Genomic DNA, 26,062 nt, shown 5'->3' with positions numbered 1-26,062 from the left:
GAACTAACAATGACAAAGATGCCAAAGAATTTTTTATGGGGCGGCGCATTAGCAGCTCATCAATTTGAAGGTGGATGGAACCAAGGCGGAAAAGGACCAAGCGTAGTAGACGTTATGACTGCTGGTGCACACGGTGTAGCGCGACAAATCACTGAAACAGTGGAAGAAGATAAATTTTATCCAAATCACGAAGCAATTGATTTTTATCACCGCTACAAAGAAGATATCGCACTGTTTGCAGAAATGGGCTTAAAATGTTTGCGTACGTCGATTGGCTGGAGCCGTATTTTCCCTAAAGGCGATGAAGCTGAGCCAAACGAAGAAGGACTAAAATTCTACGACGATGTATTTGATGAACTGTTAAAGCATGGAATTGAACCGGTTATTACGCTGTCTCACTTTGAAATGCCCCTGCATTTAGCTCGAGAATACGGCGGATTTAGAAGCCGAAAAACGGTAGATTGCTTTGTGAAGTTCGCTGAAGTTTGTTTCGACCGCTATAAAGACAAAGTGACGTACTGGATGACGTTTAATGAAATTAACAACAAAATGGACGTAAACAACCCTCTTTTTCTATGGACGAACTCAGGCGTTTCTGTAAAGCCTGGTGAAAATGCAAAAGAAGTGATGTATCAAGCGGGACATCACGAACTTTTAGCAAGTGCTCTTGCCGTATCAAAAGGAAAAGAAATCAATCCAAATTTCCAAATTGGAGCGATGGTGTCACACGTGCCAATTTATCCTTATTCTTCAAATCCTGAAGATGTGATGTTAGCCGAAGAAACAATGAGACAGCGCTACTTCTTCCCTGACGTTCAAGTTCGCGGCTATTACCCAAGCTATGCGTTAAAAGAATTCGAACGAGAAGGCTATCATATTCCGTTTGAAGAAGGCGATGAAGAAATTTTACGAAATGGAAAAGTGGATTATTTAGGCTTCAGCTATTACATGTCAACAACTGTTAAAAGTGACGTTGAAGCTGACAACACGGGCGATATCGTAAACGGCGGATTGCCAAACGGCGTAGCAAACCCTTATATCAAATCAAGCGATTGGGGCTGGTCGATTGATCCAACGGGCTTGCGCTATACGTTAAATCGCTTCTACGACCGCTATCAAATTCCGCTATTCATTGTAGAAAACGGATTTGGCGCCATTGATACGGTTGAAGAAGACGGTTCTATTCATGACGCATCGCGAATTGAATATTTAAAATCGCACATCGAAGCGTTAGAAAAAGCCGTGACGTACGATGGCGTTGATTTAATGGGCTACACGCCGTGGGGAATTATTGATATTGTTTCCTTTACAACAGGCGAAATGAAAAAGCGATACGGCATGATTTATGTCGACCGTGACAACGAAGGAAACGGATCGATGGAGCGCTATAAAAAAGATTCCTTTAACTGGTATAAACATGTAATTAAAACAAACGGTGAAGAACTATAAAAAATTAGAAAAGATGGGCTCCTGCGTAAAGACACAGGAACCCATCTTTTTTAGTGTAAGAATAAATGCAAATTTCTTATCTCGGTCTATCTACTAGCTGTGTTTGCGCAATTTCTGTTTGTTTAATTCCCGCTCGTTGAATTTCATCAGCAAACGATTCATGTTTCAGCGTTTTAATTATCTTTTCGCTTCCATCTCGAAGAGTATACACTCTAAATTCATACATACTCTGCCCTCTCCTTTAAGCTATGATTGATGCGATACATTAGATGCGCTCCTGTTAAAAGCAACTCATAATAGAAGTAACTTTTTACTCTTCTTTACTTTACCCACTTTTTAGGAAACTAGACAAAGAGATTTAATCTGACGTGCTGAAAGACAAACAAAAAGCCTTTGTGGCAAGCAAAGGCTTTTATCGATGGAAGGTTATTATTCAAAGATGGTTCCTTTTTTAAATTTTGAATGTTTAAAAGTAAATTTCGTCAAAAGAATATAAGAGATTCCTGCGACTACTACTCCTATAATCCAGCCTAAATCAACTTCGATAAACGCAGCACCTGCACCGATGAGCATCGCAAGCATGGCGCACGGATTGTAGCCGGAGAACGGCCCTTTTTCTTGATACAATTCTTCTACGTTTACTCTTTGTTTTCGTAAAATATAGTAATCGACTAGTAAAATAGAAACAATCGGCCCTAAAAAAGCAGAGTAAATTAAAATGAACAGCCCAAGACCTGCAGCTGACGAATCTTGAACAAGCACCCAAGGGAATGAACAGAAAGCAAGCAGTCCGGTAATCGTAACCGCTACTTTATAGTTTGCTTTTGTCAGCAGCGTAATCACATACGTAGGCGGAATAATATTCGCCACCATGTTTACGGCAATAACGCCAATCACAATAAAAGCCGATACAGCGACGGTGATATATGAATTATCCACTACAACCGCGAACGCTTTGACAGGGTTGGAAATCCCCGTAGCAGAAGCAAGCATGGCACCAATTGTAAGAACAAATCCGTAGGCTATTAGAATCGGTGTAAAATATAAAAATCCGCGCTTTTTGTCGCTAATTCCTGGTTTCAGTTCTCTAGAGTAATCGGCTGCGCTTAGAAAAATCGCCGCATAATTACCCATAAACATCATAATAAAAGAAAAGAACGGAAGTCCCCATGAACCTTTAGTATGTACCCACTTCTCTCCTACTACCTCACTATGAGAAGTTAAAAGAACACCAAATACATAAACAAGGCCAAGCAATATAATGATCGACGCAAGCATCTCTACCCATTTAACCGCGTGGAAGCTGTACAGCGAAAGCACAATTTGCAGCAGCTGAATGATAATGAAGCAAAGAACAAGATTGTCAAAAGACCCTTTGCTCACAATTTTCCCAATTTCGTTTAAAGCCGTACCGCCTGTCCAGCTTTGGAAACCATACCAAACGATCGCTGGAATGCCTCGTAAAAGAGACGAGATAACGCATCCTTTTATTCCAAAAGACATTCGAAGCTGCATCACATACGGTATGCCCGTCTTATAGCCAATTCGGTCGTTTAATACAAAAAAAGTAGAAATAATACCAATGGCAATAATCGCTGCCACAAACGTTTGAAAAAGATTTAATACCGCAGTACCTGCTACTACTAAGCTCGCTCCAAGCGTCATATTTCCTAAATTAACGCCGTCTCCAATCCACATAAACATATAAGATATCGGAGTTAGCTTTCGATCACTTTCCGCTTTTGGCTTTAGTGACGGATCAAGACCACTATCTTGATAAGCATACACCTCTTCTATAACGGAACTTGTTGCGTTTGTAGACACTATACATTCAACTCCTTTTTTTATGATGTTTTTACTTTCAAACATGACATCTAATGTTAGTTAACTTAACATGTACATAGTGTATACGAATTTTAACGCAAGTTCATCATTATTTATGTGAATTTTCTGATATTATTTTGTGCGATTTGACTAATTGTTATGGAAACTTGAGCCGGTAACGTACAAGAGTTGATGATAATAAAAAATCCAAGCGCTTATTGTAAGCGCTTGGATGAGTCAGCTAGTATTTATTTTTCACAGGCAATATAGTCTTTATCTCGATCTAGCTTTGTATTGGCATCATACAGTGATTTTGATACGTACGGCTTGTACTTTGTTTTGCCGCCTTTATTTTTTACATTAGCCGCACGAGCTACGCCGCCTTTATAGTCTTTGTTTAATTCCGTGCAGTTTTTGTAAGACTTAGCTGCCGCATCTACGTTTGAAGCTGTGCTAAAAGATACGCTTGTTAATAAACCGAAAGATAGAACAATTGGAAAAATCTTTTTCATAACAGATACTTCCTTCCTATATTTTGTCTAATTAATAATAGAATGTTCTATCAATCTTTCCAATATTTTTTTTACATTCAAACTACTATTATCCAATTTTTTATTTATGAGTAACTTTAAGAGTCTTGACCGCTTGTTTAGCCGCTTCTGCAATTAGTTTATCATTATACTCCGCATCTTTTTCCGTACGATCGGAAAGGATTGCAAGAACAATTGGATCTCCGTTTGGCGGCCAAAGGATGGCAATATCATTTCGCGTTGCATATGAGCCTGCGCCTGTCTTATCGGCTACTTCCCAGCTTTTCGGCACGCCCGCTCGTATTAACGCATCCCCTGTTGTATTTCGCTTCATCCAATCCGTTAGAAGTTCACGCTTTTCTGCAGGAAGTGCCTGTCCAAGTACATACGTTTGAAGACTTGTAGCGAGTGCTCTTGGTGTACTTGTATCGTGGGTTTCTCCTGGATTCACTTCATTTAAATCCGGTTCAAACCGTTCAGGCAGCGTTACATTGTCCCCTATTTTTTCTAAAGCTTCTTTAAATCCGTCCGGTCCGCCCAGCTGCTGCAGAATTAAGTTCCCTGCCGTATTGTCGCTGTAGCGAAGCGATGCATCCGCGAGTTCTCGAAGAGTCATGCCTGTACCAACATGTTTTTCTGTAATTGGATTGTAGTTCACAAGGTCATCGCGCGTATAAAAGATTCGCTCGTTGAGATCTTCAATTGACTTCTGCTGTAAAAGTGCACCGACAGCGAGAGCCTTATGAGTAGACGCATAAGCAAAACGCTCGTCCGGATGATACGTGACCGTTTTATTTGTACCCGTATCTAATGCAAAAACACCAAGATTCGCATCATATTTGTCTTCAAGCTTAGCAAACTGTCGATCACTTTTAGTTTCTTGTCTTTGACATTTTACCGTTTCAGCATGTACCTCGCTGCTTGAAAAGCCTACAACCGCCGCGCACGAAAGAGCGAATACAGGCAGCATTTTTTGGAGCTTTGAAGTGCGAAACATCTTTTTCCATGTCTTCATTACCCTTCAACACCTTTCAAAAAAGTATTTAGTATGTATTCTCTCAGGTAGAGATTACCAACAATGCTATTTTATCAATTGTTTACTCTTACAAACATGATAGTTTTATCACATTTATATAATAAAAGTGTCTCACACTGAAGGTGAGCAGTATAAAAACCGTAAGTACTTTAAAAAACAGGCGGCGTAACGGAAAATAAAATAACGGCTTTCTCTTCAAACGTATTCTCCCATTTATGATTCAGATGCGAAGGGATTTTGACACTATCTCCTTTTTCTAGCACATATACTTCCTCTTCCAAATACACTTTAATTTTCCCCTCTAAGACGTATGCCACTTCCTCTCCTTTATGTGCTAAAGGAGTTTCTGATGAAGCCATCATCGATGGTACTTCCATAATTGCCGTAGCTAGATTCCCTGTGAAATCGGGTGATAACAGCGAATACGTTAGCTCTTTTACCTTCATTGTTTTACGCTCATTCGACCTTACGACTAAATGAGATGTGTTTATTTCTTCGAGCAAAAAGCTGAAGGTAGGCACATCGAGGCTTTTTGCTAAAAGTTTAAGCGTTGAAATGGACGGGTTAGCTAATCCCCGTTCAATTTGACTTAACATAGATGGCGTGATGTCCGCTAATTTTGCTAATTCTCGACTGCTTAGCCCCTTTTCTTTTCGAAATTTCTCTACTTTTTTTCCAATATCTATGTTTTCCATGATGATTCCTCCGTAAAAGATGTTTAATTGCATTTAATTTTATTAAATTAAACTTAATAAATGGCGTTACTTATGTTAAATTATATTTAATAAATAAATTATAATTTAATACTATCACAGTAAGGAGGAAGAAAAAAATGAATGACATCTTGACCTTTTTAGTTCTTACATTATTTGTGATTATGAGTCCTGGTATTGATACTGCTCTTATTACCAAACGAACGATGGCAGATGGACAAACCGGCGGCTATAAAATGGCATTGGGGTTAGCCAGCGGCTCTTTAGTTCATACACTCGCCGCTACGTTTGGCTTATCGGCTCTTCTGCTTCAGTCAGCTCTGGCATTTGAAATCGTAAAATATGCAGGAGCCCTTTACTTAATGTATTTAGGAACCTCTGCTTTCTTTTCTAAAAAAAGCGATATACCTTCTTCTGTAAAAGAGGAGCAGTCAAAAGAAACGTCTGCTTTTCGTCAAGGTCTTGTCTCAAACGTTCTGAATCCAAAAGTGGCCGTGTTTTTCTTAACTTTTTTACCTCAATTTGTTCAAAGTGATCAAAACGTAACGCTGCAATTACTTCTGATGGGCATAACGTATACGGTCCTTGCTATCACGTGGTTTTTCGTATTCGTCTTTTTTATTAACTATTTACGGAAATGGCTTACAACACCTAGCGTTCAGCGCTTTATGGATAAAGCAACAGGCGTCGTGTTAATCGGGTTTGGATTAAAGCTCGCTTTTGAAAAACATAAATAACAAAAAAGCTATCTGTTTCAGGTAGCTTTTTTGTTATTTATACACGTCAGGTTCATAGAGATAGACTTTAAGATCAAGTCTTCCTTCCGAAGAAACGATTATTCCTTCCGCTTCAAGGGAAAGTTTTTGAACAAGGTGCATTTCTTCATCTTTAAATCCAATTTCTCCTTTGGAATTAATGACTCGGTGCCAGGGGAGATTATGTTTTTTACTCATCGAGTGCAGTACTCGTACAACTTGCCTTGCACCTCGCGGACTACCCGCTAAGCCGGCAATTTGTCCGTATGTCATTACTTTCCCGGATGGTATTTGTTTAATAAGTGCTACTGCTCGTTCTGTAAAACTCAAGTCGCTCCTCCTTTCGTTTCTTCTTTAGTACAACCTTACCATATTAAATAAACAGTGAAGTAATCACTCGATTTTTCTTCAGCAACATTATAAGATAATAGATAAGCAGTCCACTCATCATTGTTTAATCTACTTCAGACAAGTGTTTGCTGATTATTTCCTATTCTTCAACTAACAAATCTTTGTGGGAGTGCCAGCTTATCCCTCATTTATGACACTGTGATTATAAAAACGTTACAGAAACCAACACAGCAAAGTACTTAGAAGCGTTACGTGATAAGATAAACAGTAGATACTAGTACAATTTCAAATTGATGCTGACGAATAAGTAATCATTTAAAAAGTGGTGAGAAAATGACAAAATGGCTTAGTGTAAAAGAGTTATCTGAAGAAACAAATATTCCTACTTCAACGATTAGAAGATATATAGATAAATTCCAATATTTCTTTATACAAAAAGAAGATCATCGACCAAAACAATATGAAGCTGCGGCTGCGACCGTTTTACTGAGAATTAAGCAGCTTTATGATGAGGGTTATCAAGCAGAAGAAATTAATGAATCTCTGCAAAAAGAATTCTCTTTGACTGCAAGCGAGGATCAAGCTGCCGTGTCTCTAGAAGAAGCCGAAGACAAAGAGGACATAGAGAACACAGCAGAAGCAGCTGACCAGCCCGAGGCCGACGACCAGCAGCCGACACCTTCTGAACTTCCTGTACAGCCTTCACCCCAACAAGAGCCTGATACAAAACAAATCCTTCAGGAAAAAGACAAGCAGCTCATTCAATCTTTGCGTAAAAGCTTGCGTGAACAGCAGGCCATTTCAGAATTAGTAGAAGCTTCAAAAGAAAGCAGCGTAGTAGGTAAAAAAAGATCGATTTTAAAACGATTATTCAAACGAAAAAAGGACTAAGTTTGTAAACAAGCCTAGGCCATGAAACATCTTTATTTCTGATCATTAAATTTATGTAAAACAAAGTTTCTAAACTGTTTAACAGCCGGTGATAGATATCTTCCTTCAATCCATGCTAGTCCAATTACTCGGTGACAGTTGGCTTTAGCTAATGGGATTTTCACTATTTTACTTTGATCTATTCCGTGTAAATCTGGAAGGATAGAAATTCCTAAGCCGGCTCCTACAAGTCCCGCTACGGTGTCAGCTTCCTCTCCTTCAAACATAATGTGAGGCTTTCCCTCTGTCTCTTCAAATAACTGCTCAAACGTAAGACGAAGAGAAAAGCCTTCTTTTAAGTGAATAAATGATTCTTCAGCAATTTCTTCTAGTGCGATACTTTCACGGCGAGCGTACCGATGATTTTTTGGCACAATCACAAACAGTTCTTCACTCCAAAGATGACGCCATTTAATAAACGATTTCTCTTCCATCGGCGCAATCAAGCAAAGATCCAGTTCGCCGAGCTGCAGCTGCTCAAGAAGAACGTGAGAAGGACTTTGCCTCAGCTGAAAATTCACCTTAGGATACAAGCTGCGAAACGACGCGATTAAATCTGGAATCAAATCTGTGCTGAGCGTATGTAAAAACCCAAGTGACACCTGCCCTTTCTCAGGATCTAGCAGCGCTTGAATTTCCTCTTGTCCTTTATCAAATTCTTTCATTATGTTATCTACACGCTTTAAAAAAACTTTACCATATTGATTTAATATAATGGAACGTCCTTGCCGGTCAAATAGCGGCGCTCCTACTTCCTCTTCAAAACGGGCGATTGAACGACTGAGCGCAGGCTGCGTAATTAACAGCTCTTCTGCTGCCCGCGTCATATGCTGCGTACGTGCTAGCGTTTGAAAATATTTAAACTGCTGCCATTCCATTTTGTACCATCTCCTTATCAAGCGGCTCTACTCATTACATAGATGTATAAAAAATATGATTATAATGAATTATACATTATAAATAGCGGGTGTTACGATAAAAATTGGAAACATACTCGAGGATGTTTTTAGTTCATCTTGACGACTGCCGTATACAGCTCCTATAAAATTTTTTGATCATTATTTTCGAGCAGAAAGAAGGATTTGTTATGAAACGTAAGGAAAGTTATTAAAAAACTAACTAAGATATCGTAGTAAATGCACATCAAAAAGACCTTTCTATCACCATAAAAGAAAGGTCTTTTTTGAGAATCTAAAACACATTTTTTCTTGTATGTACCCCTTAAAGTAGACGTTTTAAAGTTTAACCCGTTCTACTAACTGCAGCAATTCTTTATTTGGGCCGTGAAATAAAATCATACGTCCGCCTTCGAGCGTTGGCTGAGGCTCAGATGATAAAAATTCAATTCCTTTGCTCTTATAATGTTGAATTGCCTTATTTATATCTTCTACCGTAAAGGCAAGGTGGTTAACAATCCCGCTTTTGTTATACTCTCCAATCGGATCAATATCTCGAATGAGCTCAATTTCAATACCCGGCTGTTCTTCAAGATACAAAAAAGCCATCTCTCTCTTTTCGTTAGAGCCTTGAAGGCGAACTTTGAAGCCAAACATATCACAGTAGTAGTGAATCGTTTCATCCATATTTCCAACAATAATTGCTGTATGTTCCATTTTCTTAATCATCCATCTTCTCCCTTTCCCCATAATTAGTAAGTATAAGTAAACTATACAGCAATTTAGGCAATATGTATTTACATATACCTTGAATCCTCATACTATGGTTAGAAAAATTCAAGCATTCTAACAATGAGTCAGCTATGATTTTAAAAATAGCAAACAAAAAAACAAACCTCATTGGTTTGTTTTGGTTACATCTTATATAGTCAGTCTCTGTTTCAACAACGTTCGATAAGCCATGTTTTGTACCTTTGTACTGCAAACGATTTTACTCTCGTACTCAGGCGGTAATCATCTATCTACGATTACACGTGTAACCGTCCGTCTCTCCGTTGAATTCCTTAGAGACAGTTCCCCTACCATTGTTTGGGTTTCTCGCTCGTGGGGTTTACCGCGTTCCACCTTTGCTGTTTCCAGCAAAGCTTCGTCACTGTGGCACTTTCAGGGATACTCGACCATATCCGAGGACTTAGGTGGTTTTTCCCGCCGTCAGCTAAGCTATAAGCCAAGCTGCCCTAGCTTATTTTTTCACTAGGCACGAACACTACGGGCATCTCAGCACCGTGCGAGCATGGACTTTCCTCTACATCAAATGATGCAGCGATTACCTGAACGTTATTTCAGATCGTGTATGAGTAGTATATGCGTTTTAGCTTGCCGAATCAAATGTAACTTTTGGAATGAATTCCATGTCAATTTTTGCAGTAAATTAAATAAAACAACTTGTTTCTGCACACTCTTTTTAGTAGATGAAACATCCGTAAGCCCAAGAAATATTCGCTTCATCCATTTCTAAGGGGGATACTTTGTTTCTTTGTAGAATACTCTATAAACCACATAAAAAGATGACAGAGGTGATGAAAAATGAAGGCTGACTTAAAATTTGATTTTCATACCCATCACGACCGATGCGGACATGCTCGCGGAACGATTCGAGATTATATAGAGGCGTCTATTGATAAAGGCCTTGATATCATTGGGATTTCGGATCATTCGCCTTATTTTGCGAGTGAAGAAGATCAGCCGTATCCTCATATTGCGATGGGAAAAAGCGCATTCTCCGGATATGTAGCTGAGATTTTGAAACTAAAAGAAGAATATAAAGAAAAAATTGAAGTGCTGTTAGGCGTGGAGTCTGATTTCTTTCCAGAGTATACAAAAATATATCAAAGCCACTATGAAAAATACCCGTTTGACTACATAATTGGCTCTGTCCATCAAGTTGATGAAGTCAGCATCTTTCATAAAACGCGCTGGGAAGGCCTTTCTCAAAAAGAAAAACAGCGCACGAAAGAAAAATATTATCAATTGATCGAAGAATCCGCTCGGAGCAGAATGTTTCAGATTCTTGGCCATATTGATGCCATGAAAGGATTCTACCCTTCTTTTTCTTCTATCGAGACAGCTGTAATTGATCAAACGCTAAAGGTAATTTCAGCACATGACATTGCTATAGAAGTGAATACATCAGGCAAAACCAAAGACTGCGGAGGCTGGTATCCTGCAGACGCTATTTTAGAAAGAGCCCTGCACTACGGGGTACACATTACATTTGGTTCCGATGCTCATGATCCGGAGCGTATTGGCGACGACTTTGAATTGGTAAAAAAGCGTCTTAAAGAAATCGGCTTTACAGATTGGGTATTTTTTAGACAGAAAAAAATGCAGGTGACACCTTTGTAAAACGGTGAACTTAAATAGACTGTAAATACAAATATGCCTGAAGACACGCAGATGAAGGACATCGCGTATTTTCAGGCATGTGTTTTTTTACTGAGAAACTTTGACTTTTGTAGCTGAAGATAAATTTTCTCAGTTCGTTTCAATTACTTGTTGTTTAGGCACCATTTTTTCATCGTCCTGACCTACCCTTATAGTCCCTCTACCATCTCGAACACTACTAATTTCCTACATAAAATATCTACATTTCATTTCAATTGTGCTACATTTAACTAAAAATGCTTTCTTAATGAGGGATACAATTGTGAATTTAGATTTAACAGCTTATATAACGCTTATCTGTACGTCTGGTGTTCTTAATCTATACTTATGTTTTTACGTATTTATTAAGCGGCATCACTACGCTAACATTGCGCATTTATTTATTCTTCATACAGCTTTCACTACCATTTATTGTATGGGTGCGGCGTTTAGCTTATTATCCGTTAACCTCGGAGAAATGAAATTTTGGACCGTTATTCAATACGTGGGCATGCCTTTTTCGCCTCCTGCAGGGCTGATGTTTGTTATGCAGTATGTCGGCATAAAGGTAAGAAAAAAACATATTTTTGCCCTTTTTATCATTCCCTTTATTAGTTTGATTATGGTCGTAACAAATGACTGGCACCACCTTCATTACCGCGTGTTTGAAATTGATCCCGTTCTAGGTGCCCCTTACGTTCATCAAGAAATCGGACCATGGTACACGATTCACGGCATGTTCATTTTTTCGTCTATGTTCGTTGCTTTTTTGCTCGCCGTTTACCGCTGGAAAGAAACAGCCAAAGCTTATCGCCTGCAGTTAATTTCATTAATGGTCGGGCAATTAGTCCCCATGGTCACAGCATTTATCTATTTAATGGGCTATACGCCGCAGGGAATTGATCCAGTCCCAATGGTTTTATGGGTTTCTTCTTTCTTATATCTATGGTCCATTAACTCATCGCGTATGTTTACGGTCATGCCCGTTGCGAAAGATGCGATATTTAACAGTATCAATGACGGGGTTATCGTACTTGATGAATCCTACAGACTAATTGAATTTAACCTAGCGTCTAAAAACATGTTTCCTCAGCTGAAAAAAGCGATGTTTGGAAAACGTTTTGCTGATATTTGGTTAACATTATCAGGCAGCTCGTTTCCTTTTACATTAGAAAATGCAAAAAGCAGTCATGAGCTGCAGCTTTTTTCTTGGGATCAATCTCAGTATACGTATCAAGTTCGCACCTCTCCTTTGCAATATGCTAATAATAGTCACGGCTTGCTGCTTATTTTTACGGATATTACGGAGCTAAAAAGACTTCAGCTAAAGCTTGAAAATCAAGCTTATTACGATGAGCTGACGCAAATTTATAATCGTCGGGCATTTTTTCAGTACAGTAAGCAAGCGTTCAAAGAAGCAAAACAGTCCGCAGCTTCTTTTACGCTTCTTTTACTTGATATTGATTATTTTAAAAAAGTGAACGACACGTATGGTCATTATGCCGGCGATCAGGTGCTTGTACATGTCGTAAAAGCCTGCCAGTCCGTATTACCGCAAGGAGCACTTTTTGCTCGGTACGGCGGTGAAGAGTTTGTACTCACGCTAAAGGGCTATACATCATCAGAAGCTGAGGTCCTTGCCAATCAGCTTCGCAGGCACGTTGAGACTCAGCCCTTACGGATCAATGAAGAGACCATTTCTGTTGCGCTAAGCCTTGGAGTAGCCCAAGCAGCAAAACAAGAAAACGACACGTTGGATGACCTTTTAAATAAAGCAGATATTGCTCTGTACGCTGCCAAACAAAACGGACGCAATCAAGTACGTTTGTATGAAGAGAAAAAAGAAATGCTAAAAAGAACCTGAACATCATTGTTTCGGTTCTTTTTGCTTTTGACTAATATTCTTTCATTTATCAAGTAAAAGTGCTAAAAGACTTGATTTTGTTTATGGATTTGCAAACAGCTCATCCTATAAACTAGATGTAGATCAAAAAAAGGAGAGATAGAGATGAAGATTACACATATTCGAAATGCTACTTTACTTGTTGAATACGGGGGAAAAACGTTTTTAATTGATCCTATGTTAGCGGAAAAAGGAACGTACCCCCCTTTCCCGAATTCGATCAGACAAGATCAAAACAACCCTTTAGTGAGCCTGCCGTTATCCGTTGAAGAGATTATTGATGGTATTGATGCCGTCATTCTCACTCACCTCCATTTAGACCATTTTGACGATGCCGCTAAACAGGCGTTGCCAAACGATATCAAAATGTTCGTTCAAAATGAAGAAGATGCCGCAGTAGTAAAAGAAGCTGGTTTTAAAAACGTAGAAATACTTACGCAAAACACGGTTTTTAAAGACATTCAATTAATCAAAACAAAAGGCGAGCACGGAAGAGGAGAAATTTTAAAACGTACTGGTTTAGTATGCGGCGTTGTGTTTAAACACAAGAGCGAAAAAACGCTTTATGTAGCTGGCGACACGGTATGGTATTCCGCTGTTGAAGAAGAAATCACCACCCATCAACCGGATGTCATTGTCGTAAACGGCGGCGATAATCAGTTTTTAGAAGGCGGTTCTCTTGTGATGGGGAAAGAAGATATTTACGAAGTACACAAAGCAGCCCCTCAGGCTACGATTCTTTCTGTTCATATGGAAGCTGTAAACCACTGGACGCTATCAAGAGAAGAATTAAAAAGCTTTATCAACGAAAAAGACATGGCGTCTCACGTCTTAGTTCCAGATGATGGCGAGGTTTATACTTTTTAAGAGAGAAGCTGAGCTAAAAGTATTCTAGTTGAATGTAAATCCGAACGAGGAATCGAGATTCTTGATGGTGAATCAACTTCGTTCGGATTTTTTCATCGGCATGGTGAACGTAGGTTTCATGTATACGGGTACTTCTAGCGGTTGATTGGAGGGCAAGGCGAAGACTCCTGCGGGCTCAGCGGCCGCCCGCGGAAAGCGAAGCCTTGCATGGAAGTCAACCGCGGTGTTATAAGCGATCTACGAGCTATTTATCCCACTGATTCATCTTTAGGTTCGATTGATGTAGTTATGGCTCACTTTCTCTTTTATAGCTCTTTAACTTATCAAGTAGTAGTCGTAGTAGCAACCGCTGAAGTGCTTGCAATAACCGCTAGCATAGCTGCTTGCTGAGCTTGAATAATGGTTTCAATCGTTGTATAGATGCCCGTTTCGACCAGTCTAGAATCCTTCAGCTTTTCACTGATAACCAAATTAACCGCCAGCATAACATTGATGTCTTTCTGCCATTTAAAAAGTTTGTCTGCGTTTAGCTGTTTCACTACTTCATGGATGATTTCAATTTCAGTTTCTGGTTTTTCAAACAGTGCTAATAAGCCAATGACCGGGTAATGCATCGCTTTCACTTTGATACCTGCCGATTCACAGGCTTCTTTTACAGATACGCATCTTTCAATAAGGGTATCCGCATGTAGGTTTTTATCGATTGCGAGAATATGACTTAAAAATTGAAGGTCATTTCCTTTTTTAAATCCATGCTGCGCCAATGTCGTATAGAAGTGTTCAATTTCATGCATGAGATCATCAGTGAACTCACTTGTTTCAGCTAACAAAACGGCAAGAGGTGCATCACCGCTTGAAGTAAGGAAAAGATGCTTCTTTTTCATGCCTTGATAAATTTCTACCGACCTTCGAACCATTTCTTTATGACTTCCACTTGACTCATTCGACAGCATAGCCGAAGCCGCAATATACGTAAATGCGCCTCTCGCAAACCCGCCTTGTATCAATTGGTCGTATACATCCAGAAACTCATGAAACGTTTCTTTTGGATTCTCATAGCGAGTGTCTAGCATGGCTGCGATCGTAAACCGCTGTGATGATTTTAACGTAGAGAACATCCCTACTTGATTTTTAATATGGTCACTTAACTCGATATAGGGCTGAAGCTCGAGCGATTTACCTTTCACTGCGTACATAGAAGCAATAGCCATCAACTGTTTGGGATCTGCCACTTTCCATTTTAGTTCATTTTTTAAGCTTATATAAAAATCTCTATACTGATTTACTTTTTGTTGAATCGTTTCCGGTAGCATATCAACACGTCCTTTATTCGTCGTTAGCTTATATACGTAGCACTTCAGTAAAAGTTTCAATATTTGGTAAATATCCTATGCATTTATTACATACCAAAAAGACCCCGGAATATTCCGAGGTCTTTTTGGTTCAGTTCTATCTATTAACCTCTTCCCGCTTGGAAAGAAGGATATTTTGTCATACCGCCATCAGCAAATAGTGTAATACCTGTTACGTAGCTTGCTTGTGATGATGCTAAGAATGCTGCAACTGATGCGATTTCTTCCGGGTTGCCGATATAGCCCATTGGAATCATGCTTTCTACGTCTGCACGCTGTTCCGGATCTGCGAATTTTTCAGCGTTGATTGGCGTATCGATTGCACCTGGTCCAATGTTATTTACGCGGATACCTTTTGGCGCATATTCAAGAGCCAATGTTTCCGTCATTAATTTCATACCGCCTTTACTTGCTGCATAGTGAACAAATAATGGCCAAGGAATCATTTCGTGAACGCTGGACATGTTAATAACGTTTCCTTTAATGTCATTTTCAACGAAATATTTAATTGCTTCACGGCTTCCTAAAAATGCCCCTGTTAAGTTTGTATCAATCACTTGGTTCCAGTTTTCTAATGATAATTCATGAGAAGGAACCGGGTTTTCAACACCTGCATTATTAATCATAACGTCTAATGTGCCAAATTCTTTAACAGCTGTCTCTACAAGGTTCACAACGTCTTCTTCTTTTGTTACGTCGCCTCGAACAATAATAGCTTGACCGCCAGCTTCTTCAATTTCTTTTTTCACTTCTAGCGCTTCCTCTTCATTGCTACGGTAGTTTACAACTACTTTTGACTGCTCTTGACCAAAACGAATGGCCATTGCGCGACCCAATCCTTTTGATCCGCCTGTTACAACTACTACTTTATCTTTTAAATCTGTATACATCTTGAAGTCCTCCTACTTTTTCTGCGTGATATGTCTTGCTATACTGTACTAATTACAGATACAGTTTAAGTCTTAAGAAGGGAAGAAACATTTTTCTATCTCTTCTTTCTCGAACTGTCATTCATTTAAAAAGTAACAAGTTCACTTTTGTTTCTTTTCGTTACTTATCGTAATCAAGAGATAAAAAGTAGTCAAACTTTTTGTTTGTTCATTTTTATCATTTCTTTTTTGTACTTACTCTCTTTATGTTTGTTCGCTCCCTGAAAATATAACTTCACACTTCAAATTAGCAACACTTCAAAAGTTTAAACTTTTTCCCTTGCAATTCTCAAATCAATGTATTATATTGTTGATGTATCAATTATTGATATGTCAAACAATTGCCCGCAATCAAAAATATGGAAATGATAATAAATAAGTTTAACGCCTAAAAAGAAAGGAATAATGACTATGACTACAAAAGACTTTAACGAAATTGCTTTAAAACGCCGTTCAATTAAAAAATATGATCCTTCAGTAAAAATCAGCCGTGAGGAAATGGAGGAAATTCTTACAGAAGCCATGCGCGCTCCTTCTTCTGTTAATATGCAGCCGTGGCGCTTTGTTGTCATTGAAACACCAGAAGGGAAAGAAAAATTAGCTAAACTTGCGAAATTCAACAGTGAACAAGTTCATACATCTTCAGCTGTTATTGCCGTGTTTGGTGACATGAACAACGTTGAATATGCAGATGAAATTTTCGGTAAAGCCGTTGAGCTTGGCTATATGCCTCAGGATATTAAAGAACAGCAGCTCAATTTCTTTAAGCCGATTTATGAAAACATGCCAAAAGCTGATATGAAAGACATCGTTTTAATAGATTCAGGTCTTGTATCTATGCAGCTCATGCTTGTTGCTCGCGCTCACGGATATGATACAAATCCAATCGGCGGATACGAAAAACACTTAATCGCAGAAGAATTCGGTTTAGATAAAGAACGTTATCTTCCAATTATGCTTATCTCAATCGGGAAAGCAGCAAGCGAAGGCCATGCTTCTTACCGTTTACCGGTCAATACAGTTACAACTTGGAAATAAGCAGCAGCTATTTCTGTTCATTGAATAAAGAGTTAACAATGTGAAGTAAAAGGAGATTTTCTGATGAATAACTATCAAGAACTTACAAAAAAACAGCTTTCATTCTTTCATAGCGGTAAAACAAAAGACGTTGCGTTCCGTATCGAAACGCTAAAGAAATTGAGAGAACTTGTTTTGGGTCATGAAGAAGACATTTTAAAAGCAGTAAAAGCTGACCTTAACAAACCAGAAATGGAAGCAAAACGTGCAGAAATTGGCCTCGTGCTAAGTGAAATCGACTTTGCACTTGAGAATCTTGCAGAATGGGCAGCGCCAAAAGAAGTAGAAACACCATCTACTCATGCCGGAGCAAAAAGCTACATTTATCAAGATCCATACGGTTTAGCTCTAGTGATTGCACCTTGGAACTATCCGTTCCAACTTGCTGTATCACCAGTAGTAGGCGCGATTGCTGCAGGTAACTGCGTGGTGTTAAAGCCTTCTGAATTAACACCTCATACGTCAAGCCTTCTTGCTAAGATGTTTAATGAAAACTTCCCTGAAGAATACTTGACGGTAGTCGAAGGTGAAGTGGAAACAAGCACGGCTTTACTAAAAGAAAACTTTGATTACATCTTCTTTACAGGAAGTACAATGGTCGGCAAAATTGTGGCAGAAGCTGCAGCTAAACATTTAACGCCTGTTACGCTAGAACTAGGCGGAAAAAGTCCTACAATCGTACACGAAGATGCAAATATTGAAGAAGCCGCAAAACGCATTGCACGCGGTAAATTTGCAAATGCTGGTCAAACTTGCGTAGCACCAGACTACATTCTTGTTCAGCGAAATGTAAAAGACGAGCTGCTATCTAACCTAAAAGAAGTCGTAACAAACACGTACGGCGAAGATGTTTCACAAAACCTAGACTTCCCTCACGTAGTGAGCGAAAAGCATTTTGATCGCCTTAGCAGCTTCTTAACAAACGGAAAGATCGTTTTTGGAGGCAAAACAGATCGTTCTCGTCTGTTTATTGAGCCAACTGTTCTTGACAACATCTCATGGGAAGACAATGTGATGCAAGATGAAATCTTTGGACCAATTCTTCCAGTCATCGTATACGATGAAATCTCAGAAGTAATTGAAGCAATCGTAAAACGTCCAAAACCATTAGCACTTTATCTTTTTTCTGAAGATGAAGCCGTTCAAGATCACATTTTAAACAGCGTGTCATTTGGCGGCGGTTCTATTAACGATACAATTAATCACATGACTTCTCACTACCTTCCATTTGGCGGCGTTGGTGACAGCGGAATGGGTGCGTATCATGGAAAAGCAAGCTTTGATACATTTTCACATGCTAAAAGCATCTTAAAACGTTCAAATAAATAAAGAAAAAGCCGAAGTCAGCGTCTGACTTCGGCTTTTTTTATTCTTTCATTTGTTTGGCGATTTGTTCATACTGCTCTTCTTTTTTTGTTGAAACCGCTAAATCGCAAAGAATATGTAAAAAATATTTTTTATCTTGAACAAATAAATACTCTTCTTCAAAGCCTTTAGAAATGTATACCGCAAACTCCCAGATGTCGTCATAATAAGCTGGCCCAATGGCTTCAGCGAGATTTCCAAGCGTTTTGAGCAGCTCCATCGTGATGATAATATTCCGTCTCGCATAGTGCCGGATATTAGCGAATCCATCATATAAAAAGTCCTCAAATTTTTTATCAGGAATCACCATTCTTATCACGCCGCTGTCATCCACTAAATAAGAAGAAAATTGACTGGCTTCACAAATTTCCCGAAGAATATCGCTAATTTGATGAATGGAGTTAACCGCCGTTTTGAAATCATCATTCCCTAGTGATTTAACTGCCATCTCTACAAACTTCGTAATAATATACGTAGTATCTTGAATATCAGTCTGAGAGTTCCCTACATGAATATATTGGTGAAAGACGGTGCAATCTATTTCATCTTGCTCTGTCGAATCTCTGTGCCAATAATAAAACAATACGGTTCCGCTTAGCACATAATCTCCTACTTCACGCTCCATTTTTATAACTAAATTATGCTCTTTGGCACAGTGAATCAATCGGCTGTAGTTCAGCGTTTGAATATAGCCGGATGTTTGAATACATACCGGCTTTTTCTCTCCTTCTGGAAAAGAAAATTGTTCGCTATGACTAGACTGCGTTCGATGAATCTCCAGTTCCTCTCGAATCGTTGTCTTAATCGCTTTTATGGACGCTGTTTTCATTGATTGAGTCATATGATTTACTTGCAGCCACCTAACAGAATGATTAATAAAGTAGACAAACGTGCCCGCACTAAAAACAGACAGGGCTGTCGTCACAAACGGAATCGCAAAATATCCGTTTACTTGAGAGCTGTTTAAAAATAAAAACACAAAAAGTGTATACAAAAAACTCCCTATGAAAATACCCAGAATACGCTGAGTAGACTTAGAAGAAGCAAAGTTTTTTAACACGCGAGGAGAAAACTGAGCTGCAAATGATGTAAACACCACAAGCATTAAATTAAACGTAAAGGTTGTAATCGATAGAATTCCGGGCATAATCGTGCTCACTAACGTATTCGTTAAATCCATGTTGATTGAAAAAAATGAAGGAACCTTCTCTCCTACTTTGCAATAATAGTCAAGAAACAGCGTTAGTGCAGCTAAAAGAACCGAAAAGAAAGCATAAATTAAGGGACTAAACCATATTTGACTAGTTAACTCATCTTTAAACGCACGAGGAGAGAGCTGTTTTCTTGCAGCTATCCATCTAAATGTATTCATATAAAACCTTCCTTTTTATTTGTAAATCTCTAACTTTTTTCTTAGTTCCCTAATTTTTTTTGATTATGCTTATACAATGGAAAAAAATCTTTTTTTTAAGATATAGGCATACAAACAAAAAATCCGAACGCGTTGGATTCTCAATCAAGAATCCATCTCGTTCAGATCTTCTTTCAACTAACCTAATTTTATCTCAGCCTCTTTTAAATCTTATCTTTTTACCAGCCCCGGCTCGCCCCGCCGCCTCCGGAGCTGCCGCCTCCCCCTCCGCGAGGACCGCTTCCACTGCCACCTCCGCCTCCTCTTCCTCCAAACATGACAAGGAAGTTTAGCAAAAATTGAGTGATGGCTCCTTTAAAAAAGACAAAGTCAAGGATAAGCAAGCCCACAATAACAGCTGCAATCAGCAGCGTTTGAAGCGTTGTTAAATGAACACCGCTATCAGAAGGCGGAGATGCTTTTGGCACTTTTTGTTCAAAATCTTTTCCTAAATCATACTCTTTGACGACTTGGTTATAAACAGCTTTATATGTAGTTTCTAGCGCCGTATCGTATTTGCCATTTTTTAAGTTAGGAATGGCATAAGAGTCGATAATTTCTCCAGATTTGATATCAGTGATGGCGCCTTCTAGCCCGTATCCTACTTCAATCCGAATTTTCCAATCCTTTTTAGCAAGCAAAATCAGAACGCCATTGTTCAGCTTTTTATCACCGAGTTTGTACTTTCGAAAAGCTTCATTTGCATACTCTTCTACATCCGAATCGCCTAATGAATTCACCGTAAGAATCGCTACTTGAGCTTTCGTTTCATCATCTAACTTTCTACTCATTTGATTGATATCCGCTTTTTCCTGGTCATTTAACAGATGAGCAAAATCTTGAACGTAAATATCGCCTACCGGATTTGGAATATCAGGTGCAGCAAAAGCAACGCTTACCGTATTACATAAAAGAGACAATAATAAAGCAAACGAAGCAAGGAATTTCATCATTTATCGCTCCCAAAATCAACTTTCGGCGCTTCTTTTTCTTCATTTGTTACTTCAAAATACGATTTTTCATCAAACCCAAACGTGCGTGCGAACATGTTTTTAGGAAATCCCTTAACGGATTTATTATATTTTGCAACTTCATCATTATAGTCTTTACGCGCTACAGCAAGTCGATTTTCCGTTCCTTCTAAGCTGTCCATTAGGCTTCTGAAGTTTTCGTTCGCTTTTAAATCCGGATACTTTTCAACCACTACAAGCAGGCGGTTCAACGCGCCGCTTAATTGCTGATCAGCATCAGCTTTATCTTCAGGCGTTTTCGCTCCCGCTAGCTGCGCTCTTGCCTGAGTGACTGAATCAATGGCTTCCTGTTCATGCTTAGCGTAGCCTTTTACCGTTTCCACTAAGTTAGGAATTAAATCAGATCGTCTTTTTAGTTGGTTATCCACTTGGGAAAATTTATTATCTACATCTTCCTCTGCGCTAACGAGGCCATTGTAAGAGCTTACTCCGTAAATTACAATGAGCACTAATACAACAATCGCAGCGATCAAACCTTTGTTTTTCAATGTACTACCTCTTTTCTTCATCAAAATTATGTATCTATTTACTAGTACGAATCATACCCTAAAAAGATTCATTTTTTGCCAATTTTATTTATGATGACCATATTTTTTAACAATCACTCTCTCTACAAGATGAAATACTTTTATACTACTCTCATCGCAAACTCCTCATTTCTCAAACATGTTTCTCTATCTAGTCTTTCTATAATCTAGTACATGTAATCTCTGTCCATTTTATACTTTTAAAAAAAGAATGGCTAAAAACCATCCTTTTTTGGCTTAAGACCATCCTTCAATCTTGTATGCGACTCGGTGAAATTCAGGAACCGTTACGAATTGATAGTCGTTCTTTATTAAATACTTAATAAGTTTCGGTAATGAAGTAACAATTTGGTCCCGCGCTCCGCTGCCGTATCGATCTCCGTCGTGCATGACAATAAGATTCTTTTCTTGTAGATTTTTAATCGTATGTTTGCATATGGCCAATGGATCTTCTTCACGCCAATCCTGACTATCTACATTCCATAGAACAGACGTCATTCCCAATTCCTTAATAGCAGCAAGACTTGTATCATTTATTGAACTGTAAGGTGGACGAAATAGCTTTGGAGAATAACCTATTATTTTCTCTATTTGCATATTTGTAGAAGTAATTTCTTTCCATAATTCACGCTTAGAAAGCGTTGTGATATCAGGATGACTCCACGTATGATTTCCAATTACGTGCTTGTCTCTATGAATACGTCGGATCAGCTTTGGAAATTTTTCCGCTTCCGAACCTACGACAAAAAATGTCGCACGTACATGATATCTTTTTAGAATTTTTAAAATAGCAGCTGTGTAAGCTGAGGGTCCATCATCAAACGTCAAGGCAACATACTTTGGTGAATTTTGATTCATGTTTTCTCCCCTTATATAAAATAGATATAGAAATAAACCCCTCAATTTTTTTGCCTAAGTTGAGGGGTTTTTGCAGCGGAACGATTTTCACGAGACGATACTATATTTTCTTTGAAAGTGTTAATTACTAAAGGTAATAGATTTGTTCAAAAGAACTCGCCAAGTAGTCAAATCCGCGAGGACGCAGTGTTCCGAACTGCTGATGAATTTTTATTCTTTCCTCCGATCCTTCAGGAAGGTCGTAAAGTTTCGTCACAGGCTGTCCATTATTTAGATATTCAATAATTCTAAAAAGCATGGTGCGAAAAGCATGTTTCAGTTCATTATATTCGTCAGGAAAACGTTCCTCCAGCTGGTTATATTCAACTAAAGTTTGATGCAGATGCATAAACGGAAGCTCTTTCCATTCAAGAGATAGAATAAGAACGTCTATATTTGGATGCTTTTTCACAAAACGATAGTGGTTACCCCATTGCTCTTTCACTTTCCGCTTCGATATTCCATGTTCTTGATGATAAGCAACTGTAGAGGGATCTAAAACAAACTGTACGCCATTTTTATACAATCGATACCCAAGCTCCCAGTCTTCGGCCCCATAGCCGACAAACGTCTCATCAAAAAGGCCGGATTTTTTTAAGTTCGCTTTTCTTACTGATACGTTTCCACTTAAAAATGCAATATAAGGCAGCGTAAATCCTTCAAGCCGCTCTCCGAAATGTTTTAACCCGCTGTTAAGGAAATAACGATTAGGAAAGGATAAACGTTGAAAACGGTTTGTATCAATATCTTCTTTTGTTACAAGAGGGAAAGGACCATTTGAATGCTGCCTCGTCTGCTCATAGTTTTCATACAATCTTCTATACTCAGCATCGTTATTTACTAGTTCTTTTAAATGAGCCATTTGATCTTCGTTATAGTCTGGCATAATAAACGTGTAGACTCCCTCATAATGCATGGCACCTGTAACCACAAGATTTGATTCGTGCATATGATGTTTATAATGATTTTCAATAAAAGAAGGAGGAGCTAGCATTTCTCCATCTAAAAAGATTAAAAGATCTCCTTCAGCATGATTAATTCCTATATTACGTACTGAGGAACGCCCTTTATTTTGTTTCATTTGAATATATTTAAATTTGAACGGGACATCCACTTCTTTTAAAATACCAGAAGTGTTATCAGAAGAAGCGTCATCTACTAGAATGACTTCATACTCAGCGTGAGAGAACGTTTGTTTTGATAACCCGTAAAGCGAAAGAGAGGTTTGATGATATTTATTATACGTAGGCATAACGATGCTAACTTTAATAGGATGGTTGTGATTATTTTTTATGCTCATTCTATATAATGAATGGTCTGTTATATCAGCTTTACTCATTTTTTCATCTAATTTATTCGTTTCATTCACTGTGTTAGCTCTGTCCTGGGATTTATTCGTTTCATTTGCTGTATCAGCTCTATCGTGGAATTGATTCATTTCATTCACTGTATTAGCTCTGTCCTGAGATTTATTCGTTTCATTCGCTGTATGAGCTCTGTCGCGTGATTTATTCGTTTTGTTCGTTGCATCTGCTTTGTCGTGTGATTTATTCACTTTATTAGCTGCATCGCCGGACCTATTCCCTTTATTCCCTTTACTTGTTTTATCTTTTCTATCCTTTTTATCCTTGGACTTATTAAGTTTGTCTTTGAGCTTTTTTAAGGAATGTGTACTATTTTTTCTCTTTCTAATATAATACTTTCCATCTTCAGGGTTGTAGTAGTATTCATAAGAGTCTATTTTAATCATCCTTTCTTTCTTTTCCCCTATATACTATTCAATAAGTGCCAAGGTGCTTGTACAATATATAAATTTTTTTAGAAAAGGCGTATATAATAGATTCCCGAATTTTTATCAGGTCGCTCTATCATTATTTTTATTAACCAAACATTCTCTTCTCATAAATAAACCTCTTACTCATCAACATAAAAAAGCTGCTTACAACTTTATGTGTTATAAGCAGCTCACTCTTTATATCTGATTGCCATATGCGTTATCTATATTCGCTAAATCTGTTTGATCAAATATATCCGGATCCAGGTTCGTATTTGTCATTCGCGCACAAGCAGCTGAAATGTCTCCATAGGTTGAGTTGATTCCAACAGATTTAACATCCGCTGTGTGTCCGTTGTGAAGAACTTCTCCAAAATTCATCGATCCGTTCCTTGCCATACCATTAATTCTTGTGTTACAGATGTTAATAACTCCTGCCATGACCATACCACCTTTTCTTAAACTGAATTCGTACATCGTATGCTGTGACAAGCCTATGTGTGAAAAGTTTTAAAAGCAAGGTGCTAGCGAATTTATTCATTTCGCCCTGCTTCACCCAAAGTTTCCACATGTTTTTACGCTTTTTCTGTTACAATAAATGCATAAGTTATTTTTCATCCATATTGTTTGAAGGAGGATACGTAATATGGACGAACCAAAAGATATTCAACCTAAAGTAGAAAAAAGTTTCGAACTGATTGGCAAGAAGTGGACAGGATTAATCATTTATGTGCTTATGAGCGGTCCTAAACGCTTTAGTGAATTAAATGAAAGTATACCAGCCTTAAGCAGAAGGCTGTTGACAGAACGGATTAAAGAGCTTGAAGATCACGGAATCGTTGTCCGAAATGTCATTCCGGACCGCCCTATTCGTTCTGAATATTCGCTGACTCAAAAAGGAACAGAGTTAGGTAAAATATTAGGGCCGATTAGCCAGTGGGCAGAAAGCTGGGTCCAAGATTAATAAAACTACTCCATAGAAAGGATGAGCATCATGGCAAATGTTCTCTATATTACTGCACACCCTTTAGCTGAAGGCGAATCGCTTAGTATGGCTGTAGGGAAAGAATTTATTGACGTGTATAAGCAAACACATCCAGAAGATGATGTGGTTCATTTAGATTTATATCAAGCAGATATCCCATACTTAGATGCAGACGTATTTAACGGATGGAAAAAGCTTCGTTCCCACTCTTCCATCCAGGATTTATCGACGGATGAACGATTAAAAGTCGGACGGTTAGCCGAACTAGGCGGACAGTTCGTACTCGCTGACAAATATATTTTTGTCACGCCAATGTGGAATTTTTCCGTTCCTGCGATTATGAAAACGTACATTGATGCGATTACCGTGTCAGGTAAAACCTTTACATATACAAAAGAAGGCGCTCAGGGATTGCTTAAAGGAAAAAAAGCAATTCACATTCAGTCCCGCGGAGACGTGTATTCAGAAGGCCCTGAAATGGCAAGGGAAATGGGACACCGCTATTTAGAAATCATGATGGACTTCTTTGGTATTGAAGCGTTTGAAAGCATTATTATTGAAGGGCAAGTAAAATTCCCGGATCAAATTCCGCAAATTAAAGAAAAAGCACTCCAAAAAGCGCATTCAATAGCCAAAACGTTTTAAATTCAATAGAAAAAAAAGACCTCGAAGCTGACCGGGGTCTTTTTCTTTTCTTTCCTCTTCCCTCCATTATATTTCCCTTGAAATATTCCTCTCTTTCTGGCTCGTTTTGCGCTAAAAATATATTTTAACTAAACGATTAAATGCTGTTATTTTTTGTTACTATTAATAACGAATGCAACAAAAATACATGATTTTTCTTTTTCGTTTTTTACTTATCTACATTCAAAAAAGACAGTACCTCTAAATGAATAAAGTTTAAAATCACGCTTTAAACTGAAAAAAACCTTATCTTCAAAGGGTTTATCCATAAAAACTAAAACGTAATACTCTTAAAAATATTTGTGAACATGATAAAACCCAATAAAAAACCTTTGACTAAATTTGTTACGTA

At 38.4% G+C, this 26,062-nt stretch carries 27 protein-coding genes and 1 other RNA gene; 11 read left to right on the top strand and 17 right to left on the bottom strand.

What is annotated here, in order from left to right; genetic code table 11:
- Positions 1–9: 9 nt before the first annotated feature.
- The gene (bglA, locus tag ACOZIR_RS07765) at positions 10–1,449 is read left to right on the top strand and encodes a 6-phospho-beta-glucosidase BglA (protein WP_045290711.1); all 1,440 of its coding nucleotides are present in this window, start codon (positions 10–12) and stop codon (positions 1,447–1,449) included.
- A 76-nt stretch (positions 1,450–1,525) separates the two neighbouring features.
- Here the strand turns inward: bglA and ACOZIR_RS07760 are convergent, their stop codons facing one another.
- The 5 genes from ACOZIR_RS07760 to ACOZIR_RS07740 form a co-directional block, all read right to left on the bottom strand.
- Positions 1,526–1,675, bottom strand: a complete 150-nt coding sequence (locus ACOZIR_RS07760; protein WP_169746651.1) for a hypothetical protein — start codon at positions 1,673–1,675, stop codon at positions 1,526–1,528.
- 203 nt (positions 1,676–1,878) lie between these two features.
- A complete protein-coding gene (locus tag ACOZIR_RS07755; RefSeq protein WP_045290712.1) occupies positions 1,879–3,273 on the bottom strand; it encodes an NCS1 family transporter in 1,395 nt (464 codons plus the stop codon).
- Positions 3,274–3,521: 248 nt separating this feature from the next.
- A complete protein-coding gene (locus tag ACOZIR_RS07750) occupies positions 3,522–3,785 on the bottom strand; it encodes an excalibur calcium-binding domain-containing protein (protein WP_013084075.1) in 264 nt (87 codons plus the stop codon).
- A 100-nt stretch (positions 3,786–3,885) separates the two neighbouring features.
- On the bottom strand, positions 3,886–4,818 hold the full coding sequence (gene bla / locus ACOZIR_RS07745; protein ID WP_045290715.1) for a class A beta-lactamase: 933 nt from the start codon (positions 4,816–4,818) through the stop codon (positions 3,886–3,888).
- A 170-nt stretch (positions 4,819–4,988) separates the two neighbouring features.
- Positions 4,989–5,534: a helix-turn-helix domain-containing protein gene (locus ACOZIR_RS07740; RefSeq protein WP_045290717.1), complete on the bottom strand. Its 546-nt coding sequence runs from the start codon at positions 5,532–5,534 to the stop codon at positions 4,989–4,991.
- A 137-nt stretch (positions 5,535–5,671) separates the two neighbouring features.
- Between ACOZIR_RS07740 and ACOZIR_RS07735 the strand changes: the two genes are divergently transcribed.
- Positions 5,672–6,289, top strand: a complete 618-nt coding sequence (locus ACOZIR_RS07735; RefSeq protein WP_045290719.1) for a LysE family translocator — start codon at positions 5,672–5,674, stop codon at positions 6,287–6,289.
- 33 nt (positions 6,290–6,322) lie between these two features.
- On the opposite strand, the gene ACOZIR_RS07730 is transcribed toward ACOZIR_RS07735, so the two are convergent.
- Positions 6,323–6,637 (bottom strand): MGMT family protein, encoded by a 315-nt coding sequence (locus tag ACOZIR_RS07730; RefSeq protein ID WP_045290721.1) that lies wholly within the window; start codon positions 6,635–6,637, stop codon positions 6,323–6,325.
- A gap of 354 nt (positions 6,638–6,991) precedes the next feature.
- Here ACOZIR_RS07730 and ACOZIR_RS07725 point away from each other — a divergent pair, with 354 nt between their 5' ends.
- Complete coding sequence (locus tag ACOZIR_RS07725) at positions 6,992–7,549, top strand: MerR family transcriptional regulator (RefSeq protein WP_045290723.1); 558 nt, start codon at positions 6,992–6,994, stop codon at positions 7,547–7,549.
- Positions 7,550–7,581: 32 nt separating this feature from the next.
- Here the strand turns inward: ACOZIR_RS07725 and ACOZIR_RS07720 are convergent, their stop codons facing one another.
- The 3 genes from ACOZIR_RS07720 to rnpB all read right to left on the bottom strand — a co-directional run bounded on the left by ACOZIR_RS07720 (position 7,582) and on the right by rnpB (position 9,823).
- Positions 7,582–8,466: a LysR family transcriptional regulator gene (locus ACOZIR_RS07720; protein WP_045290725.1), complete on the bottom strand. Its 885-nt coding sequence runs from the start codon at positions 8,464–8,466 to the stop codon at positions 7,582–7,584.
- Between the two features lie 357 nt (positions 8,467–8,823).
- Positions 8,824–9,213 (bottom strand): VOC family protein, encoded by a 390-nt coding sequence (locus ACOZIR_RS07715; RefSeq protein WP_045290728.1) that lies wholly within the window; start codon positions 9,211–9,213, stop codon positions 8,824–8,826.
- A 221-nt stretch (positions 9,214–9,434) separates the two neighbouring features.
- An RNA gene (gene rnpB, locus ACOZIR_RS07710) (RNase P RNA component class B) lies at positions 9,435–9,823 on the bottom strand.
- Between the two features lie 248 nt (positions 9,824–10,071).
- On the opposite strand from rnpB, the gene ACOZIR_RS07705 reads away from it, so the two are divergent.
- From ACOZIR_RS07705 to ACOZIR_RS07690, 4 genes are all read left to right on the top strand, one after another.
- Positions 10,072–10,890, top strand: coding sequence for a histidinol-phosphatase (locus ACOZIR_RS07705; protein WP_045290732.1), 819 nt, complete (start codon positions 10,072–10,074; stop codon positions 10,888–10,890).
- A gap of 301 nt (positions 10,891–11,191) precedes the next feature.
- Positions 11,192–12,772: a diguanylate cyclase gene (locus tag ACOZIR_RS07700; RefSeq protein ID WP_421535543.1), complete on the top strand. Its 1,581-nt coding sequence runs from the start codon at positions 11,192–11,194 to the stop codon at positions 12,770–12,772.
- 144 nt (positions 12,773–12,916) lie between these two features.
- A complete protein-coding gene (locus tag ACOZIR_RS07695; protein ID WP_045290735.1) occupies positions 12,917–13,678 on the top strand; it encodes an MBL fold metallo-hydrolase in 762 nt (253 codons plus the stop codon).
- 141 nt (positions 13,679–13,819) lie between these two features.
- Positions 13,820–14,068 carry a hypothetical protein gene (locus tag ACOZIR_RS07690; RefSeq protein WP_152640833.1) on the top strand — a complete coding sequence of 83 codons (249 nt, stop codon included), beginning with the start codon at positions 13,820–13,822 and terminating at the stop codon, positions 14,066–14,068.
- Here the strand turns inward: ACOZIR_RS07690 and ACOZIR_RS07685 are convergent.
- Together ACOZIR_RS07685 and gdh are read right to left on the bottom strand one after the other, a co-directional pair.
- Positions 14,002–14,991: a DUF4003 family protein gene (locus ACOZIR_RS07685; RefSeq protein ID WP_045291051.1), complete on the bottom strand. Its 990-nt coding sequence runs from the start codon at positions 14,989–14,991 to the stop codon at positions 14,002–14,004. The genes ACOZIR_RS07690 and ACOZIR_RS07685 overlap by 67 nt on opposite strands.
- A gap of 143 nt (positions 14,992–15,134) precedes the next feature.
- Entirely contained in the window at positions 15,135–15,920 is a 786-nt protein-coding gene (gene gdh, locus ACOZIR_RS07680; protein WP_045290738.1) for a glucose 1-dehydrogenase, read from the bottom strand.
- Positions 15,921–16,370: 450 nt separating this feature from the next.
- On the opposite strand from gdh, the gene ACOZIR_RS07675 reads away from it, so the two are divergent.
- Positions 16,371–16,997, top strand: a complete 627-nt coding sequence (locus ACOZIR_RS07675; RefSeq protein WP_080890138.1) for a nitroreductase family protein — start codon at positions 16,371–16,373, stop codon at positions 16,995–16,997.
- A 63-nt stretch (positions 16,998–17,060) separates the two neighbouring features.
- Positions 17,061–18,365: an aldehyde dehydrogenase gene (locus ACOZIR_RS07670; protein ID WP_045290740.1), complete on the top strand. Its 1,305-nt coding sequence runs from the start codon at positions 17,061–17,063 to the stop codon at positions 18,363–18,365.
- 37 nt (positions 18,366–18,402) lie between these two features.
- Here ACOZIR_RS07670 and ACOZIR_RS07665 read toward each other — a convergent pair whose 3' ends face one another.
- The 6 genes from ACOZIR_RS07665 to ACOZIR_RS07640 all read right to left on the bottom strand — a co-directional run bounded on the left by ACOZIR_RS07665 (position 18,403) and on the right by ACOZIR_RS07640 (position 24,482).
- Entirely contained in the window at positions 18,403–19,773 is a 1,371-nt protein-coding gene (locus tag ACOZIR_RS07665; protein ID WP_045290741.1) for a DUF2254 domain-containing protein, read from the bottom strand.
- Between the two features lie 218 nt (positions 19,774–19,991).
- Positions 19,992–20,762: a TPM domain-containing protein gene (locus tag ACOZIR_RS07660; protein ID WP_412762012.1), complete on the bottom strand. Its 771-nt coding sequence runs from the start codon at positions 20,760–20,762 to the stop codon at positions 19,992–19,994.
- Positions 20,762–21,331: a LemA family protein gene (locus ACOZIR_RS07655; protein WP_080890139.1), complete on the bottom strand. Its 570-nt coding sequence runs from the start codon at positions 21,329–21,331 to the stop codon at positions 20,762–20,764. Before ACOZIR_RS07655 ends, ACOZIR_RS07660 begins: the two co-directional genes overlap by 1 nt.
- Positions 21,332–21,607: 276 nt before the next feature.
- Positions 21,608–22,228: a polysaccharide deacetylase family protein gene (locus ACOZIR_RS07650; protein ID WP_045290745.1), complete on the bottom strand. Its 621-nt coding sequence runs from the start codon at positions 22,226–22,228 to the stop codon at positions 21,608–21,610.
- A 127-nt stretch (positions 22,229–22,355) separates the two neighbouring features.
- Positions 22,356–24,017, bottom strand: coding sequence for a glycosyltransferase family 2 protein (locus ACOZIR_RS07645; RefSeq protein ID WP_310877910.1), 1,662 nt, complete (start codon positions 24,015–24,017; stop codon positions 22,356–22,358).
- Between the two features lie 222 nt (positions 24,018–24,239).
- Positions 24,240–24,482: a spore germination protein gene (locus ACOZIR_RS07640; RefSeq protein WP_045290747.1), complete on the bottom strand. Its 243-nt coding sequence runs from the start codon at positions 24,480–24,482 to the stop codon at positions 24,240–24,242.
- Positions 24,483–24,687: 205 nt separating this feature from the next.
- Here ACOZIR_RS07640 and ACOZIR_RS07635 point away from each other — a divergent pair, with 205 nt between their 5' ends.
- Both ACOZIR_RS07635 and ACOZIR_RS07630 read left to right on the top strand, forming a co-directional pair.
- Positions 24,688–25,005 (top strand): winged helix-turn-helix transcriptional regulator, encoded by a 318-nt coding sequence (locus tag ACOZIR_RS07635; protein ID WP_013058076.1) that lies wholly within the window; start codon positions 24,688–24,690, stop codon positions 25,003–25,005.
- Between the two features lie 30 nt (positions 25,006–25,035).
- Positions 25,036–25,671 (top strand): FMN-dependent NADH-azoreductase, encoded by a 636-nt coding sequence (locus ACOZIR_RS07630; RefSeq protein WP_045290750.1) that lies wholly within the window; start codon positions 25,036–25,038, stop codon positions 25,669–25,671.
- Positions 25,672–26,062 lie beyond the last annotated feature (391 nt).

Origin of the sequence: Priestia sp. D3YE.R1 (genome assembly GCF_049199565.1) — a bacterium.
In the GTDB taxonomy this organism is placed as follows: Bacteria; Bacillota; Bacilli; order Bacillales; family Bacillaceae_H; genus Priestia; species Priestia aryabhattai.
Note: the sequence above shows the minus strand (reverse complement) of the source record. Positions and strands in the feature narration are given on the sequence as shown.